The following is a 14,985-nucleotide window of genomic DNA, read 5'->3' as shown; positions in this document are numbered from 1 at the left end:
GGTGAGCAGTTTGACAGATTGGCTAAAACAATATAAATGGCATGCGGCGGGAGGTGTGGCACTCGTCTTGATCATCAGCGCTGCCTTCATGCTGTTAAGCGGAAAGCGTGAAACTTCATCCGGCTTCTCCATTCCTGAAGAGGCTTCTGCACAGACTTTTGACAAGAAAGAGGAGGTGAAGCGGAAAAAAAACGCGGGGGAAGAGGAGGTTATCATCGATTTGAAAGGCGCTGTGAAAAATCCGGGCGTCTATCAAATGAAGGAGGGAGACAGGGTGCACGATGCATTGAAAAAAGCAGGCGGCACCGAGAAAAAAGCGGACCAAAAGCAGATTAATCTGGCAGCCGTTTTGCGGGACGGTATGGTTCTTTACATTCCTTGAAGGGGAAGAGGCCGCTGGCTCTCTTTCGGAAGCGGACTCAAGAGCAGACGGCAGCTCAAGTGATATCGTCAATATCAATACGGCTTCCTCTGCGGAGCTTCAGACGATTCCCGGGATCGGTCCTTCAAAAGCGGAAGCGGTAGTCGAATACCGCGAGGAGAACGGAATGTTTCAGACGATTGAAGACATAACAAACGTTTCGGGAATTGGAGAAAAGTCTTTTGAAAGAATAAAATCTTCCATCACGGTAAAGTAAATTGACGTTTGCGGATAAACATATGTAAACTTAGGGAAGTCGACATCGTATTTTTGGAGGGAAAACAAGTGGAACGGATTTCTTGGGATCAATATTTTATGGCGCAAAGCCATTTGCTGGCGCTTCGCAGCACGTGTACAAGGCTTGCTGTAGGGGCGACGATTGTCAGGGATAAACGGATTATCGCAGGAGGCTACAACGGATCGATCGCCGGAGGTGTTCACTGTGCGGATGAAGGCTGCTATATGGTGGACGGGCATTGCATCAGAACGATTCACGCCGAGATGAACGCGATTCTTCAGTGTGCAAAATTCGGCGTTCCGACCGAAGGCGCTGAAATATATGTCACGCATTTTCCGTGCATTCAATGCTGTAAATCGATCATTCAGGCAGGTATTAAAACGATATACTATGCGAAGGATTACAAAAACCATCCTTACGCGGTTGAACTTTTCGATCAGGCTTCTGTTAAAGTGGAGCAGGTAGAGCTCGATGAGATGATTATCGACTTAAAAAACCAGGAAAAGTTATCGTTTGTGGCCGATCTGATCAAACAGCTGGCTGATAAAGGCCTTGAGGAAGAGGAAATCAGGAAAATACACGCAGAGGCTAACAAACTGTTTACAAGCTACGTGTAATCCAATGGACAGACATCGCATCTTCCCGTGCGGAGCGATTTCAGCGGCAGTTGGAATCGCCTCCGCTCACTCTTCTCTTTATCTCTTCCTCGCCGTCGGTTTTTTTCTGTTCTTTATCCTCTGTTTCTTCAAGAAACAAATACTCCTTTTCATCATATGTGCAGCGATTTGTATTTTATATTTCACCTCTTTTTACATGATTGACCATTTCAATACAACGATTTATCATGAAGGCAAATTTCACACGTTTGCTTCTGTTCGGGATATCCCCATAATAGACGGAAACCGGCTTTCATTCACAGCCGAAACAGATAAGGGGGAAGCTTTGAAAGCGGGCTATACGATCCGGTCTCCGCAAGAAAAACGGGCGCTCTCCGCTCTTCAGCCGGGAAGCCTCTGTGTCATGCAAGGTGAATTAAGAGCGCCGAAAAAAGAGACGGTTCCTGGAACTTTTGATCAAAAAGAATCCTTGTATCAAAAAGGGATTCACTGGATATTTGCGGTTCAGTCCATTGAAAACTGCAAGCCGGGCGGCGGTCTTATGCCATTTCTATTGAACATCCGAAAAGCGGGCCTTGATTTTACAGAAGAAAATATGGCTAATCCGGCTGCCGGTATTGTAAGAGCGCTTACTTTCGGGGACCGGTTTCTCATTGAACAAGATGTGCTGGACGGCTATCAGCGTCTCGGGATCATTCACCTTTTAGCGATTTCCGGGCTTCATGTCGGTCTGTTGTCGGCCGCTCTGTTCCACGTATTTATTCGCTTCGGTTTGACGAGAGAATGCGCCAAATGGCTGCTCGTTTTCGGGCTACCCGTTGCGGCAGTTTTGACCGGAGGCGCCCCGTCGGTAGTGAGGGCGATTCTCATGTCTGAAATCTATCTGCTGGCATCACTGTCCAATGAGAACTTCAAAAGCGCCGATGTGATCAGCATCGCATGCCTCGGACTGCTGTTGTATCATCCTTATCTGCTATTTCAAGCCGGATTTCAGCTTTCTTTTGCCGTATCCTTCGTTTTCATTCTTTCAAAAGAAATATTGATCAAGCCGAAAAGCCGAATCTCTCAACTGCTATTGGGGTCATTTTTGGCTCAGCTCGCCTCCCTTCCGATCCTGCTCATCCATTTTCAAGAGTTTTCATTTCTCAGCACAGTGATGAATCTGCTTTTCATACCTCTCTATATTTTTATCATCATGCCGCTGTCTTTCGGAAGTCTGTTGGCTTTCATATGTTTTCGTCCTCTCGGGGAGGCGGCAGCCTGTGTGCTGGACCATCTGCTTGTGTGGAGCCATCAGGCTGTTAAATCGGTGTCTGCCGCGGATATTTTCGTTTTTTCTGCGGTTAAACCGCCGGATATTTTGTTGTTTTTCTACTTCGCAGCTATTTTTCTGTTTTTGCTGTTTCTTGAAAAAGAGATGTCGTTTCGTGCGGTCATGATTTCGTCCGGCTTCCTTGCCGCTGTGTTTGCTATTCACGTATGTCTTCCTCAGTTTGCAGGAGAAGGAGAGGTCACAATGCTTGATATCGGCCAAGGTGACAGCATGTATGTCAGCGCTCCCGGTCAGAATGGCACCGTCTTCATTGATACGGGAGGAACCGTATCCTTCCGGAAAGAGCAGTGGAGAAAGCGGAAAAAGGATTTTTCCCTGGGAGAGAGCGTATTAATGCCATTTCTGGCATCCAAAGGAGTCAAGAAGCTCGATGCTTTAATTTTGACTCATGCTGATCAGGATCATATTGGTGAAGCTCAAGTGCTGATCCAAAAACATAAAGTCAAGCAATTGATCGTGCCGAAAGGCTTCGCAGCCGAACCGTCTGATGAAAAGCTGCTTCGCCTTGCCTTGAAAGAAGGCGTCAAGGTACATGTAGCCAAAAGAGGTGACATCCTTCATATTGGCAATCTTGAATTTTATGTTCTTTCACCGAAAGAGGCGGACAAAAACAGCAAAAACAACGGTTCCCTCGTGTTGTGGCTGAAAGCTGGCGAATTTTCGTGGCTGTTAACGGGCGATTTGGAGAAGGAAGGTGAAAATGAGATGATGAAAGTGTATCCGAATCTTAAAGCGGATATTCTGAAAGTCGGTCACCATGGAAGCAAAGGTTCTACGGGGGAAGATCTGATTAAGCAAATTGAGCCGAAAGCAGCCATCATTTCGGCGGGAGAGCACAACCGCTACGGCCATCCCCACGGGGAAGTGCTGGATATCTTAAACCGCCACCATGTGAAAGTATTCAGAACGGATCAGCACGGTTCGATTCAGTACCTATTTCGAGGCGGAAACGGAACGTTTTTACTTCATCCCCCATATGATAAAGTACATTCCTCGCAAGAAAAAAAGACTGCTGAAAAACAGCAGCCGTCAAAAAGCCGCTTTCCTGACGGAGAGTAAAGCGGTGTCCATGACTTGGCTTGATTAAGCGGCCAGATGTATAACAGTAGCGATAATAAACATTGTAGCGAAAAAGCCAAAAGACACGATAAAACCGACACCTGAATCTACAAGATCGTTACGTTTGCTTTGCACGTCTTTTTCAAATTCATTCACAATTTACCCCTCCTATTGATATCCAGTATAATTCAATTCTTTGCAAAAATCTAGGAGCTTCATGCAACCGTTTTCTAAAATTTATGAACATCGTCTTCTATAAACTGACCCGGGGGTTTATGGAAGGCGTTTATTATAAATGAGAGAGCGGGTGACTCCGCTTCTCTCTTTACTAATTGCAAAACACGCTTTAGGATAGAAAGGAAGGATGAAAGAGGGGAAAGTGCAGATGACGGTATTTGATATTTGGAAAAGCTTAAAAAAAGGCGATATTCATCCTGTTTATTGTTTATACGGGAAAGAGACGTATCTTCTGCAGGAGACGGTTCAAAGGATCAGACAAGCCGTTGTTGACGAAGAGACGAAGGATTTCAACCTTTCCGTATTTGATCTGGAAGAAGAGGCATTGGACCTTGCTGTTGAAGATGCTGAAACTTTTCCGTTTATGGGGGATAAGCGTCTTGTTGTTGCGAAAAACCCGTCTTTTTTAACAGCTGAAAAAAAGAAAGATAAAACGGAGCATAACCTCGGGAGCCTGGAGGATTATATTGCGCAGCCGGCGCCTTATTCCGTTTTTGTGCTGCTCGCTCCTTATGAAAAGCTTGATGAGAGGAAAAAGCTGACCAAGCTCTTGAAAAAACACGCCCATATGGTTGAAGCAAAAGAACTGAACGGCCGGGAAACGGCTGATTTTATCACTGGGCTTGCAAAATCAGAGGGGAAGCTCATAGAACGAGAAGCGGCGGAGGAGCTTGTCATCCTGTGTAATGCCAGCCTGTCGGCCATTGCCCAAGAGGTGAAAAAGCTTAGTACATATATTGGTGATCGGGATTCGATCACACTTGAGGACGTCAAAAAGCTCGTTGCCAGAGGTCTCGAGCAGAATATTTTTGAATTGATCAACAAGGTTGTGAACCGGAAGCGTACAGAAGCGCTGCAGATTTTCTATGATCTGTTAAAGCAAAATGAAGAACCGATCAAAATGATGGCGCTGATCGCAAACCAGTTCAGGCTTTTGATGCAGACGAAATACTTTTCGCAGCAGGGGTACGGGCAAAAGCAAATCGCCTCAAACCTCAAAGTTCACCCGTTCAGGGTGAAGCTCGCGATCGACCAGGCGAGGCTGTTTTCTGAAGAAGAGCTGAAAAGCATCATCGAGCATCTCGCCGTTATGGATTATGAAATGAAGACAGGCAAAAAAGACAAGCAGCTCCTGCTTGAGCTGTTTTTGCTCAAGCTTTTGCAGTCCGATTGAAAAAACGGCTCTCTAATTTTAAGAGAGCCGTTAGGCTGTCGAGATTTTCTCGACAGCCTTTTCAGTTGTTCTTATTTCTTTTTCCGTTTCCCCTCATAATCGGCAAGCTTCATCCTTCCTTAGGTGATAAAACATGCTTTGCATATCGCTTCGCTTCGTTTTTGAGGATATTGTCATGAGGATTGTGGGATGTAAAAGCCGGAAGAAACGTGCCATGACATCGGATAATAGTACCCTCAATCGGCCGTAAATACTCTTCTACAGTGAACATATTGCGGCCCCCAACGCGATATTCTTCTTCCGCTCCGCCTGTTGTCGTAGCAATCATGAATTCTTTGCCTTTCAAGTTTTCGCCTCCGGGGCCGTGCGCCCAGCCGTATGTCAGCACATCATCAAACCATTTTTTCAAAAGAGGCGGACAGCTGAACCAATAAAATGGGAACTGAAGAACGATCCGGTCATATTCAAGTAATAATTGCTGTTCTTTTTCAACATCGATACTCCAATTTTGATACTCCTGATACAGATCACGAATAAAGATATCAGGATGATTTTTCAATTCGTTCATTAGTGCCTTGTTCCATTTGGACTCCCTCAAATTTGGATGCGCTGCAATTACCATTATTTTCATAAACATCTTCCTCTACCGTTTGTTGTTTTTCTTGAACCTTTCTTCGTCCCAATTATTACGAATATTTTTGGCATTGCAAAGTACGCTTTTATTTCGTACATAGACCTTTAAACCGTACTATTGCGGTGAAAGAACTTGTTTATGGTAGTCCGGTAAACCGTACTATGTATGTAAAATAAGCGTACTACCGCGAATCAGAATGATATGGTAACGTAACTGATAACACGAATACCGAATCGGGAGTTGACAAAAATGAAGTCAAAAGTACGGGAAATGAAGACGACGGAAGGTATCATCATAACTTTGGCGGCCATAGGAGGAAAATGGAAGCCGCTGATCCTGTTCGTATTACTTCATGAAGGCACCAAACGCTTCGGAGAACTAAGACGGATGCTCCCTGGAGTTACACAGGGGATGCTGACCAACCAGCTTCGGGAGCTCGAACATGATGGTCTCGTCAAACGGCAAGTTTATCAGGAAATCCCTCCGAAGGTCGAATATAGCTTAACTGGGCACGGAAAAACGTTGGCGCCGGTGTTGACCGATATGTGCAGCTGGGGATATAAACATCTCGACTTTGTGAAGCAATTGAGTGAAGAAGAGAAATGAGTTTGACCTAAAAGTCTTTGCATCAATGGGGACTTTCATGATTTGTGTCTATTTTTCGCTTCAGCCCGGATCATTGTTTTTGGGACGCTTCCCTTTCTTTCGTTTTTCGCTTTGGCCTGCTCCAGTTACTCACAGGTTATAAGTAAAATCATCCTTACTAAAACGCTATGACGATCCAGGAACCAGTTGGAGCTTCGATTTCTGAAACCGACGATTTCGCAGCCTTTCTTTTTCCAGAAGATAGTTTAACGAGTTTCGGTGTATCCTGAATATGAACATCAGATGCCAAACATAGCAAAGGGGCACGATTGCAAAAAAGAAAAGATAAAATCGGTAACATTGAAAATGTGCGGAAAAGGAGAAATGAAATGACAAAGAATTTAAGGACTTGCAGCAAAGGACACCAGTATGATAAAAGCAGTGATTGTCCTGTTTGCCCGATTTGTGAGCAACAGCGCAAACCTGACAACGGATTTCTTTCATTGCTCTCTGCGCCAGCCAGACGAGCTTTGGAACACAATGGAATAACTTCTTTGCAGGATCTGTCAAAATACAGCGAAAAAGAGATTTTGAAATTTCACGGTATGGGACCAGCGTCTTTACCTAAATTGCGGGTTGCTTTGAAGGAAAATGGATTATCATTTAAAAGTTAAACACCGGAATAATTAAACTTGTACATAGCAAGGGAATTTCCTTTTTGGAAGTTTCCTCATTTTGTATAAAAATCAACAATATTTAGCACAAAAAATAGCGTCGTGCGACTGAACATAGCTGACAGGTGGAAGGGAAGCTCTCCCCCCTGATAAGTCTTATACGCTATTTCATTTCATGTCCAGTTTACTCAATCCGCGAATATTTCGCTTCGGCACGGGTTCAGGCTTGACGCCAAAAAAAGGCCGGACCCCAGAGGATGAGATCAGCGAGCATTCCCTTTTCTGCAGAGCCTACCCTATGGCTGGATTGACTTGCAATGCAGCGCATCGCGTACATTGTCATGTTGATTTTCTTCCGCCAGCTGACCGCGCGGTTTTTACGATTTATCGGCGGTCTGACGGCTTCTCATTTAAGAGAGCCGTTTTTTATGAAGGCAAGCAAAAAAGCTTGGCATGGCCAAGCTTTCTATTATGCAGAAAGTCCGTTCACTTTTTTCGCTAGGTTTGATTTGTAACGAGCTGCGGTGTTTTTGTGGACAAGACCTTTTTTAGCTGCTTTATCGATTTTCTTTGCTGCTGCAGAAAGAGCTGCTTTCGCTTTGTCTGCTTCGTTGTTGCTTACGAAAGTTTCAACTTGTTTCATAGCAGTGCGCATTGAAGATTTGATTGTTGCGTTGTGCGCGCGGCGCTCGTTGTTTGTTTTTGTGCGTTTGATCGCTGATTTAATGTTTGGCAATGTGTTTCACCTCCTAAGACATAACCTCTGTTCCTTTTCTATAGGTTAGATCTCAACAATAGAACAAATTGTATTCTATCAAACACACCCTTAGATTGCAATATAAATGTAAAGTATTTTTGTTTGAAAGCTCCGCTTCGGGGGAATGTTCGCAGACCTTGTGGGCACACTAACACCAGTTATGTTTTTGGAGGGAATGCAAATATGGAGAAAAAGAAGCTTGATTTAAGTCAATATGCAGTCCGGACAGACTTAGCCGTGGAAGCGAGGGATCTGGCAGAGGAAAAGGAAGCTTCTCCAAAGAAAGAGCTGAAAGGGTTTACAGTCAAAGAATACGAAAAAGACGGGATCAAAATTCAGACGATGGACATTGATGAAGAAGGAGCGAAGCTGTCGGGGAAAAAAGCCGGCCGCTATTTAACCTTTGAAACACAAGGGATCAGACAGCAGGATTCCGTCTTGCAGGAAAAAGTCGTCAATGTGTTTGCGAAGGAGTTTTCCGCATTTCTCGATTATTTGAACATTCCGCGGGATGCCAGCTGCTTAATTGTAGGGCTTGGCAACTGGAATGTCACGCCCGACTCACTCGGCCCCCTAGTGACAGAAAACCTTCTCGTGACGAGGCACCTTTTTCAGCTGCAGCCCGAAAATGTAGAGGATGGCTACCGTCCAGTGAGCGCGCTTTCCCCTGGAGTCATGGGCTTGACCGGCATTGAAACGAGCGATATTATCCAAGGGGTAATCGATCGCTCAAAGCCCGACTTTGTCATTGCCATCGATGCGCTGGCCTCAAGAGGGATCGAGCGTGTGAATTCTACCATTCAAATTTCAGACAGCGGGATACACCCCGGATCTGGGGTAGGGAATAAAAGAAAAGAATTAAGCGAGGAAACGCTTGGCATTCCGGTCATCGCCATCGGTGTTCCGACGGTGGTCGATGCCGTCACGATCACGAGTGATACGATTGATTATATGCTGAAGCATTTTGGAAGAGAGATGAGAGATGACAGTCCGTCCAGGTCGCTCGTTCCCGCGGGGATGAGCTTTGGGAAAAGAAAGGTCCTCACCGAAGAAGACCTTCCCGATGAGGAGCACCGCAAATCGTTTCTCGGTATAGTCGGAGGCCTCGCAGAGGATGAAAAAAGGCAGCTGATCCATGAAGTCCTCGCTCCGCTCGGCCATAACTTAATGGTAACCCCAAAAGAGGTCGATACCTTTATCGATGATATGGCAAATGTGATTGCGAACGGTCTGAACACAGCGCTTCATGAAAATGTCTCGCAAGACAATAAAGGAATGTATAACCACTAAGATTAAGGCGGCTGACCAGGCCGCTTTTTTTCGTGCTTATAGCATTACCGGAACTTGTTCTACTTCCTCTATCTTGTACATAGTCTATTTACTAGACAAGCTCTGGAGGGATTTGCGATGAGAAAAAGAGGCAGGAATCGTCAGTTTGTGCTGGCTGTAAATGGAAGAAGTGCGATTAAGACAGTATTCTTATTTATCGTCAGCCTGCTGCTCGTTTTTATTTTATCAGGCGTGCTGACATCGCTGCGTCCTGAGTTAAGGCCGTCTTCATCGTTGTACCGGGTGACCGATGAATTGGCGGGCGAGACCTTTGGGCTCATTTTGGGAATGGAAAACCACTACTTCGCATCAGAATTGCCGGAACCGAATAAACGCTTTGAACTTTCTCCGATCGTCTTGAAACTGGCGACCAGCATTAATTTAAAAGATCCGCGAAGTTTTCTCGGTCGGGAGCTTCCGGGCTTCTCTCATTTTGACTCGGAAATCCTTATTGCAGGGCAAGGGACGGATTACACGAATATGCCGTCAGAATCTCCGCCGCCGACTGAGGTTTTAAAAGAGGAGAGAGAAGCGAATCTTGCAGAGCTTGAAGGGAAACAGAAAAAGCAAACAGGGGAGGAAAAACCTCCTGAGCAATCGACGGGTGACCGAAAAGTCGTATTTATCTACAATACGCACAATACGGAATCGTATCTCCCCTTTTTAAAAGGTGAGACGGAACCTAATCGGGCGCTTCATTCGAAAGCAAATGTTACGCTTGTCAGCGATATGCTCGGTAAAGCTCTGGATTCTCAAGGCGTAGGCGCGAAGGTGGATAAGACGGATGTCCAGGGGAACCTGAAGAAAAAAGGCTGGGATTATGCGCGATCATATGACGAATCGAGACCAGTCGTCAAAGACGCGATAGCCACAAATAAAGACTTGCAATATTTTATAGACATTCACAGGGATGCAACACGTAAAAAAGCAACTACAACAACGATAAACGGAAAAAGCTATGCGAGGCTCGCGTTTGTGATTGGGAAAAAGAGCTCTAATTTTGAAGCTAATTTTAAACTGGCAAAAGAACTGCATGAGCGGCTGGAAAAAAAATATCCCGGTTTGAGCCGCGGTGTTATATCTAAGGGAGCTGCCGGGGATAATGGCATATATAATCAAGATTTAAACGAAAGATCCGTCTTAATCGAATTTGGCGGCGTAGATAATAACCGTGAAGAGCTGGAGCGGGCTGCAGAAGCGATGGCGGATGTATTCAGCGAGATGTACTGGAATGCTGAAAAAGTTGATGCAGACACCGGTGAAGACGATAAGAAAAAACAATAGGACAGGTGATGGAAGTGGCTTCTTTTATGGGAAAATGCATATTGGCTTGCTGTGTCATGTTTTTCGGCGTCCTTCTCGGCATGCAGCAGGCGAACAACGGAATGATTGAAATGAAAGGGTATCAGGACCCTGATTTAAAAGCGGCGCTCAGCATATCTGAAGGGGATGCGAAAGAGGCGTCAGTCCTCGGCCATCAAATCGATTTGGAGGAAAAACAAAAAGAGCTGGAACAGCTGGAAGCTTTCAACCTCTTTTCCTCGGCCGGCCGCGCCCTGGCCGATTCGGTCACAAACACAGCCCGTTCATTGTATGACTGGATAAAGGAAAAAACGGAATAAGTAAAAGAAAAAACGAGTCGGATGCAGGACTTGTTTTTTCTTTTTCGGGTTTAGAAAGCATATGTGACTTAGCATTGAATCTTCACAACCCTATTGATATAATCTAAGCTAGCGCATATTGCGTTTCATAGTAGGAGTGATTAGTGTGACAGATAAAGAAAAACGATTACAAAGGCAGTCGAGAATCCGAAATTTCTCTATTATCGCCCATATCGATCACGGCAAGTCAACGCTTGCGGATCGAATCCTTGAAAAGACGGCGGCAATCACTCAAAGGGAAATGAAAGAACAGCTCCTCGACTCGATGGATTTAGAACGTGAAAGAGGAATCACCATTAAACTGAACTCCGTACAGCTGAAATATCAGGCAAAGGACGGAGAGGAATATATTTTTCATCTGATCGATACCCCGGGACACGTCGATTTTACGTATGAGGTTTCGAGAAGCCTTGCCGCATGCGAAGGCGCGATTCTCGTCGTCGACGCCGCACAGGGAATCGAGGCGCAAACGCTGGCAAACGTTTACCTTGCGCTTGACAACGACCTTGAAATCCTGCCGGTCATTAATAAAATCGACCTTCCGAGCGCAGAACCCGAACGCGTCCGCCAGGAAGTCGAGGATGTCATCGGTCTTGACGCTTCAGAAGCCGTCCTTGCTTCAGCAAAAGCAGGCATCGGAATTGAAGAAATATTGGAGCAGATCGTTGAAAAGGTTCCCGCACCAAGCGGAGATCCGGAAGCGCCGCTTCAAGCGTTGATCTTTGACTCTCTGTATGATGCATACCGCGGGGTCGTCGCCTATATCAGAGTCGTCCAAGGTACCGTAAAAGCCGGTCAAAAAATCAAGATGATGGCGACCGGAAAAGAATTTGAAGTCACTGAAGTCGGCGTTTTCACACCGAAGGCCGTTCCGGTTGACGAACTGACTGTCGGTGACGTCGGATTCCTGACGGCCGCAATCAAAAACGTCGGAGACACTCGTGTAGGGGATACGATTACAAGTGCGGAAAACCCAGCGCCCGAAGCCCTGCCAGGCTACAGAAAACTGAATCCGATGGTCTATTGCGGTCTGTATCCGATTGATACAGCGAAATACAACGACTTGCGGGAAGCGCTTGAAAAACTTGAGCTGAACGATTCAGCCCTTCAGTATGAGGCGGAAACGTCCCAGGCTCTCGGATTCGGCTTCCGCTGTGGTTTCCTGGGGATGCTCCACATGGAAATTATTCAGGAGCGGATTGAACGCGAATTCAACATCGATTTGATTACGACGGCTCCGAGCGTTATCTATGACGTGTACATGACAGACGGAGAAAAAATCGTTGTCGATAACCCGTCAAATATGCCTGATCCGCAGAAGATCGACCGGGTGGAAGAACCGTTCGTCAAAGCGACGATGATGGTGCCGAACGACTTTGTCGGAGCGGTCATGGAACTGTGCCAGGGCAAGCGCGGCCAGTTTATCGATATGCAGTACCTTGATGCGAACCGCGTCAGCATTGTCTACGAAATTCCGCTTGCGGAAATCGTCTACGAGTTTTTCGATCAGCTTAAATCAAATACGAAAGGCTATGCGTCATTTGATTACGAACTCATCGGATATAAACCGTCCAAGCTCGTGAAAATGGATATTATGCTGAACGGCGAAAAAATCGATGCCCTTTCCTTTATCGTTCACCGCGATTATGCGTATGAACGGGGAAAAGTTATTGTCGAAAAGCTGAAGGAACTCATTCCGCGCCAGCAGTTTGAAGTGCCTGTCCAGGCAGCCATCGGCACAAAAATTGTCGCCCGTTCAACCATCAAAGCCATGCGCAAAAACGTTTTGGCGAAGTGCTACGGCGGGGATATTTCCAGAAAACGCAAACTGCTCGAAAAGCAAAAGGAAGGAAAGCGAAGAATGAAACAGGTCGGCTCTGTCGAAGTTCCGCAGGAAGCCTTTATGGCAGTCCTGAAAATGGACGACAGCAGCCCGAAATCATAATCATGAGCTGCCGCAGCGTAACACACTGCGGCTTCTTCCTGTAAAAGAAGGTGAAAACAATGAAAGCAGCATATATCCATATTCCGTTTTGCGAGCACATTTGCCATTATTGCGACTTCAACAAGTTTTTTATTCAATCTCAGCCTGTTGATGAATATTTGCGTTCTTTAGAGAAGGAAATGGCCAATTCAATGGAAGCGGCCGGACATCCGGAGCTGAAAACGATCTTTATCGGGGGAGGAACGCCGACATCGCTGTCGGAAGCGCAGCTTGAGCGGCTTCTTGATTCCATTCATCGCGTTTTGAAACCGTCCGAAAGCCTTGCCGAATTTGCAGTGGAAGCCAATCCCGACGATTTATCGGCTGAAAAGCTGGAGGTTTTAAAAGCCGCCGGTGTAGACAGGCTGAGCTTTGGCGTACAGACGTTTGAAGACGAGCTGCTAAAAAAAATCGGCAGAGTCCACGAGCAAAAAGACGTACTCGTTTCCTTTGAAAGAGCGCGAAACGCGGGGTTCGATAATATCAGCCTTGACCTGATGTTCGGTCTGCCAGGACAAACCATCGGCCACTTCGCTTCATCGCTCGATACGGCGCTTGCCCTCGGGGCTGAACATTATTCGGTCTACTCGCTGATCGTCGAGCCGAAAACCGTTTTTTATAACTTGATGAAAAAGGGCCGGCTTCACCTGCCTCCGCAGGATCAGGAAGCAGAAATGTACGAACTTGTGATGCGGAAAATGGAAGAAGCGGGCATCGGCCAATACGAAATCAGCAACTACGCCAAAAAAGGATATGAGAGCAAACATAACCTCACATATTGGAACAATGAGGAGTATTTCGGTTTGGGCGCGGGCGCGCACGGCTATATCAATGGTGAAAGAACGGTAAATGCCGGCCCTGTTAAACATTATATCGACCTGATTGAGCAGTCAGGTTTTCCTTATAAAGAAAAACACAGGGTTACAAAAAATGAACAGATTGAAGAAGAAATGTTTCTCGGTCTTCGAAAAACCGCGGGAGTAGACAAAGAACACTTTTTCCAAAAATACGGAAGAACTGTTGACGATCTCTTCCCGAAAGTGCTCCGTTCGCTGGAAGAAACAGGGCTGATTGTGAACACGAGCAACAACGTATTTTTAACACATAATGGAAAACTGTTAGGGAATGAAGTGTTTCAAGCATTCCTGGGTGAGTTATAATTGACATTTTGATTTTGGTTTGGTAATTTTGATATACAATTAGCACTCAGTTGTGTCGAGTGCTAACAGGGGTGATATGGATGTTAACAAATCGTCAGCTGTTAATCTTGCAGGTTATCGTCAACGATTTCATTCGTTCAGCTCAGCCGGTAGGATCAAGAACGCTTTCCAAAAAGGAAGATATCACATTCAGCTCAGCAACGATCAGAAACGAAATGGCTGACTTGGAAGAGCTCGGTTTTATTGAAAAAACCCACTCATCTTCAGGCCGGATTCCTTCTGAAAAAGGCTATCGCTATTATGTCGATCATCTGCTTTCACCCGGAAAGCTGTCAAAAACGGACTTGAACATTATTCATTCGGTTTTCAAAGAAAAAATCTTTGAACTCGAAAAAGCGGTGCAGAAGTCGGCTCAAGTGCTGTCTGATCTGACAAATTATACATCGATTGTCCTCGGTCCGAGACTGAGCGAAAATCATCTCAAACAGATCCAGATTGTGCCGATTCAGCCTAAGAAGGCCGTTGCCATTCTAGTAACGAATACCGGCCATGTCGAGAATAAAACGATCAACTTTCCGGCGGAGGTCAATCTTTCCGATCTCGAAAAGCTGGTGAATATATTAAATGAACGCCTTAGAGGCGTGCCGATCTCAGAGCTGAAAGACAGGATTTTCAAAGAGGTCGTCATCTTCTTAAAGTCGCATATCCAAAATTACGATACGATTTTACACGGGCTCGGCGCAACGCTGGATTCATCTGTTCAAACCGACCGGCTGTTTTTCGGCGGCAAGATTAATATGCTGAATCAGCCCGAATTTCACGATATTGACAGAGTGAAATCGCTATTGTCGCTCATTGAGAAAGAACAGGAGCTTCTCCGGCTCTTTCAGTCGACTGAGTCCGGAATTACCATTAAAATCGGCAAGGAAAACGACTATGAAGAAATGGAAAACTGCAGCCTGATTACCGCGACATACACGGTCGGTTCAAAACAGATCGGCTCCATCGCGGTCATCGGGCCGACGCGCATGGACTACTCCCGCGTCGTCGGTTTGCTTCAGCACGTATCATCTGACTTGTCAAAAGCGTTGACAAGTTTGTATGATGGGTAAGGCAGTACCT

General features: G+C 45.8%; 16 protein-coding genes and 1 pseudogene. 13 read left to right on the top strand and 4 right to left on the bottom strand.

From position 1 onward, the window contains the following. Positions 1–10: 10 nt before the first annotated feature. The 4 genes from MHH76_RS13875 (at position 11) to MHH76_RS13860 (ending at position 3,668) form a co-directional block, all read left to right on the top strand. Positions 11–382, top strand: a complete 372-nt coding sequence (locus MHH76_RS13875; protein WP_339223369.1) for an SLBB domain-containing protein — start codon at positions 11–13, stop codon at positions 380–382. After that, complete coding sequence (locus MHH76_RS13870) at positions 336–638, top strand: helix-hairpin-helix domain-containing protein (protein ID WP_339224598.1); 303 nt, start codon at positions 336–338, stop codon at positions 636–638. The genes MHH76_RS13875 and MHH76_RS13870 overlap by 47 nt, the downstream gene beginning before the upstream one ends. A 68-nt stretch (positions 639–706) precedes the next feature. Beyond that, the gene (locus tag MHH76_RS13865; RefSeq protein ID WP_020452273.1) at positions 707–1,276 is read left to right on the top strand and encodes a ComE operon protein 2; all 570 of its coding nucleotides are present in this window, start codon (positions 707–709) and stop codon (positions 1,274–1,276) included. 4 nt (positions 1,277–1,280) lie between these two features. Continuing rightward, entirely contained in the window at positions 1,281–3,668 is a 2,388-nt protein-coding gene (locus MHH76_RS13860) for a DNA internalization-related competence protein ComEC/Rec2 (protein WP_025811129.1), read from the top strand. Between the two features lie 24 nt (positions 3,669–3,692). On the opposite strand, the gene MHH76_RS13855 is transcribed toward MHH76_RS13860, so the two are convergent. Then, positions 3,693–3,824, bottom strand: a complete 132-nt coding sequence (locus MHH76_RS13855; protein ID WP_003183686.1) for a YqzM family protein — start codon at positions 3,822–3,824, stop codon at positions 3,693–3,695. Positions 3,825–4,053: 229 nt separating this feature from the next. Between MHH76_RS13855 and holA the strand changes: the two genes are divergently transcribed. Further along, positions 4,054–5,079 carry a DNA polymerase III subunit delta gene (gene holA, locus MHH76_RS13850; protein WP_023855252.1) on the top strand — a complete coding sequence of 342 codons (1,026 nt, stop codon included), beginning with the start codon at positions 4,054–4,056 and terminating at the stop codon, positions 5,077–5,079. Between the two features lie 109 nt (positions 5,080–5,188). Here the strand turns inward: holA and MHH76_RS13845 are convergent, their stop codons facing one another. After that, on the bottom strand, positions 5,189–5,710 hold the full coding sequence (locus MHH76_RS13845) for an NAD(P)H-dependent oxidoreductase (protein ID WP_025811130.1): 522 nt from the start codon (positions 5,708–5,710) through the stop codon (positions 5,189–5,191). A gap of 252 nt (positions 5,711–5,962) precedes the next feature. On the opposite strand from MHH76_RS13845, the gene MHH76_RS13840 reads away from it, so the two are divergent. Next, on the top strand, positions 5,963–6,319 hold the full coding sequence (locus MHH76_RS13840) for a winged helix-turn-helix transcriptional regulator (RefSeq protein ID WP_023855250.1): 357 nt from the start codon (positions 5,963–5,965) through the stop codon (positions 6,317–6,319). A gap of 368 nt (positions 6,320–6,687) precedes the next feature. Beyond that, the gene (locus tag MHH76_RS13835; protein WP_025811131.1) at positions 6,688–6,972 is read left to right on the top strand and encodes an RNA polymerase alpha subunit C-terminal domain-containing protein; all 285 of its coding nucleotides are present in this window, start codon (positions 6,688–6,690) and stop codon (positions 6,970–6,972) included. A gap of 207 nt (positions 6,973–7,179) precedes the next feature. On the opposite strand, the pseudogene ureC reads toward MHH76_RS13835, so the two are convergent. Next, positions 7,180–7,382: pseudogene (gene ureC, locus MHH76_RS13830) on the bottom strand (urease subunit alpha); the annotation flags it as partial. Between the two features lie 59 nt (positions 7,383–7,441). Beyond that, positions 7,442–7,708, bottom strand: a complete 267-nt coding sequence (gene rpsT, locus MHH76_RS13825; protein ID WP_020452267.1) for a 30S ribosomal protein S20 — start codon at positions 7,706–7,708, stop codon at positions 7,442–7,444. Positions 7,709–7,912: 204 nt separating this feature from the next. Here rpsT and gpr point away from each other — a divergent pair, with 204 nt between their 5' ends. From gpr to hrcA, 6 genes are all read left to right on the top strand, one after another. Continuing rightward, on the top strand, positions 7,913–9,019 hold the full coding sequence (gene gpr / locus MHH76_RS13820) for a GPR endopeptidase (protein WP_025811132.1): 1,107 nt from the start codon (positions 7,913–7,915) through the stop codon (positions 9,017–9,019). Positions 9,020–9,136: 117 nt separating this feature from the next. After that, positions 9,137–10,342, top strand: a complete 1,206-nt coding sequence (locus tag MHH76_RS13815) for a stage II sporulation protein P (RefSeq protein ID WP_025811133.1) — start codon at positions 9,137–9,139, stop codon at positions 10,340–10,342. A gap of 14 nt (positions 10,343–10,356) precedes the next feature. Then, a complete protein-coding gene (locus MHH76_RS13810) occupies positions 10,357–10,680 on the top strand; it encodes a YqxA family protein (protein WP_023855247.1) in 324 nt (107 codons plus the stop codon). Positions 10,681–10,825: 145 nt separating this feature from the next. After that, positions 10,826–12,664, top strand: a complete 1,839-nt coding sequence (lepA, locus tag MHH76_RS13805; protein ID WP_020452263.1) for a translation elongation factor 4 — start codon at positions 10,826–10,828, stop codon at positions 12,662–12,664. Between the two features lie 59 nt (positions 12,665–12,723). After that, positions 12,724–13,863, top strand: a complete 1,140-nt coding sequence (gene hemW / locus MHH76_RS13800) for a radical SAM family heme chaperone HemW (RefSeq protein ID WP_025811134.1) — start codon at positions 12,724–12,726, stop codon at positions 13,861–13,863. A gap of 80 nt (positions 13,864–13,943) precedes the next feature. Then, positions 13,944–14,975: a heat-inducible transcriptional repressor HrcA gene (gene hrcA / locus MHH76_RS13795; RefSeq protein WP_020452261.1), complete on the top strand. Its 1,032-nt coding sequence runs from the start codon at positions 13,944–13,946 to the stop codon at positions 14,973–14,975. Positions 14,976–14,985 lie beyond the last annotated feature (10 nt).

Origin of the sequence: Bacillus sp. FSL L8-0193, from assembly GCF_037976065.1 — a bacterium.
Classification (GTDB): Bacteria; Bacillota; Bacilli; order Bacillales; family Bacillaceae; genus Bacillus; species Bacillus paralicheniformis.
The sequence above is the reverse complement of the archived record's forward strand: the minus strand, read 5'-3'. Positions and strand labels throughout refer to the sequence as shown.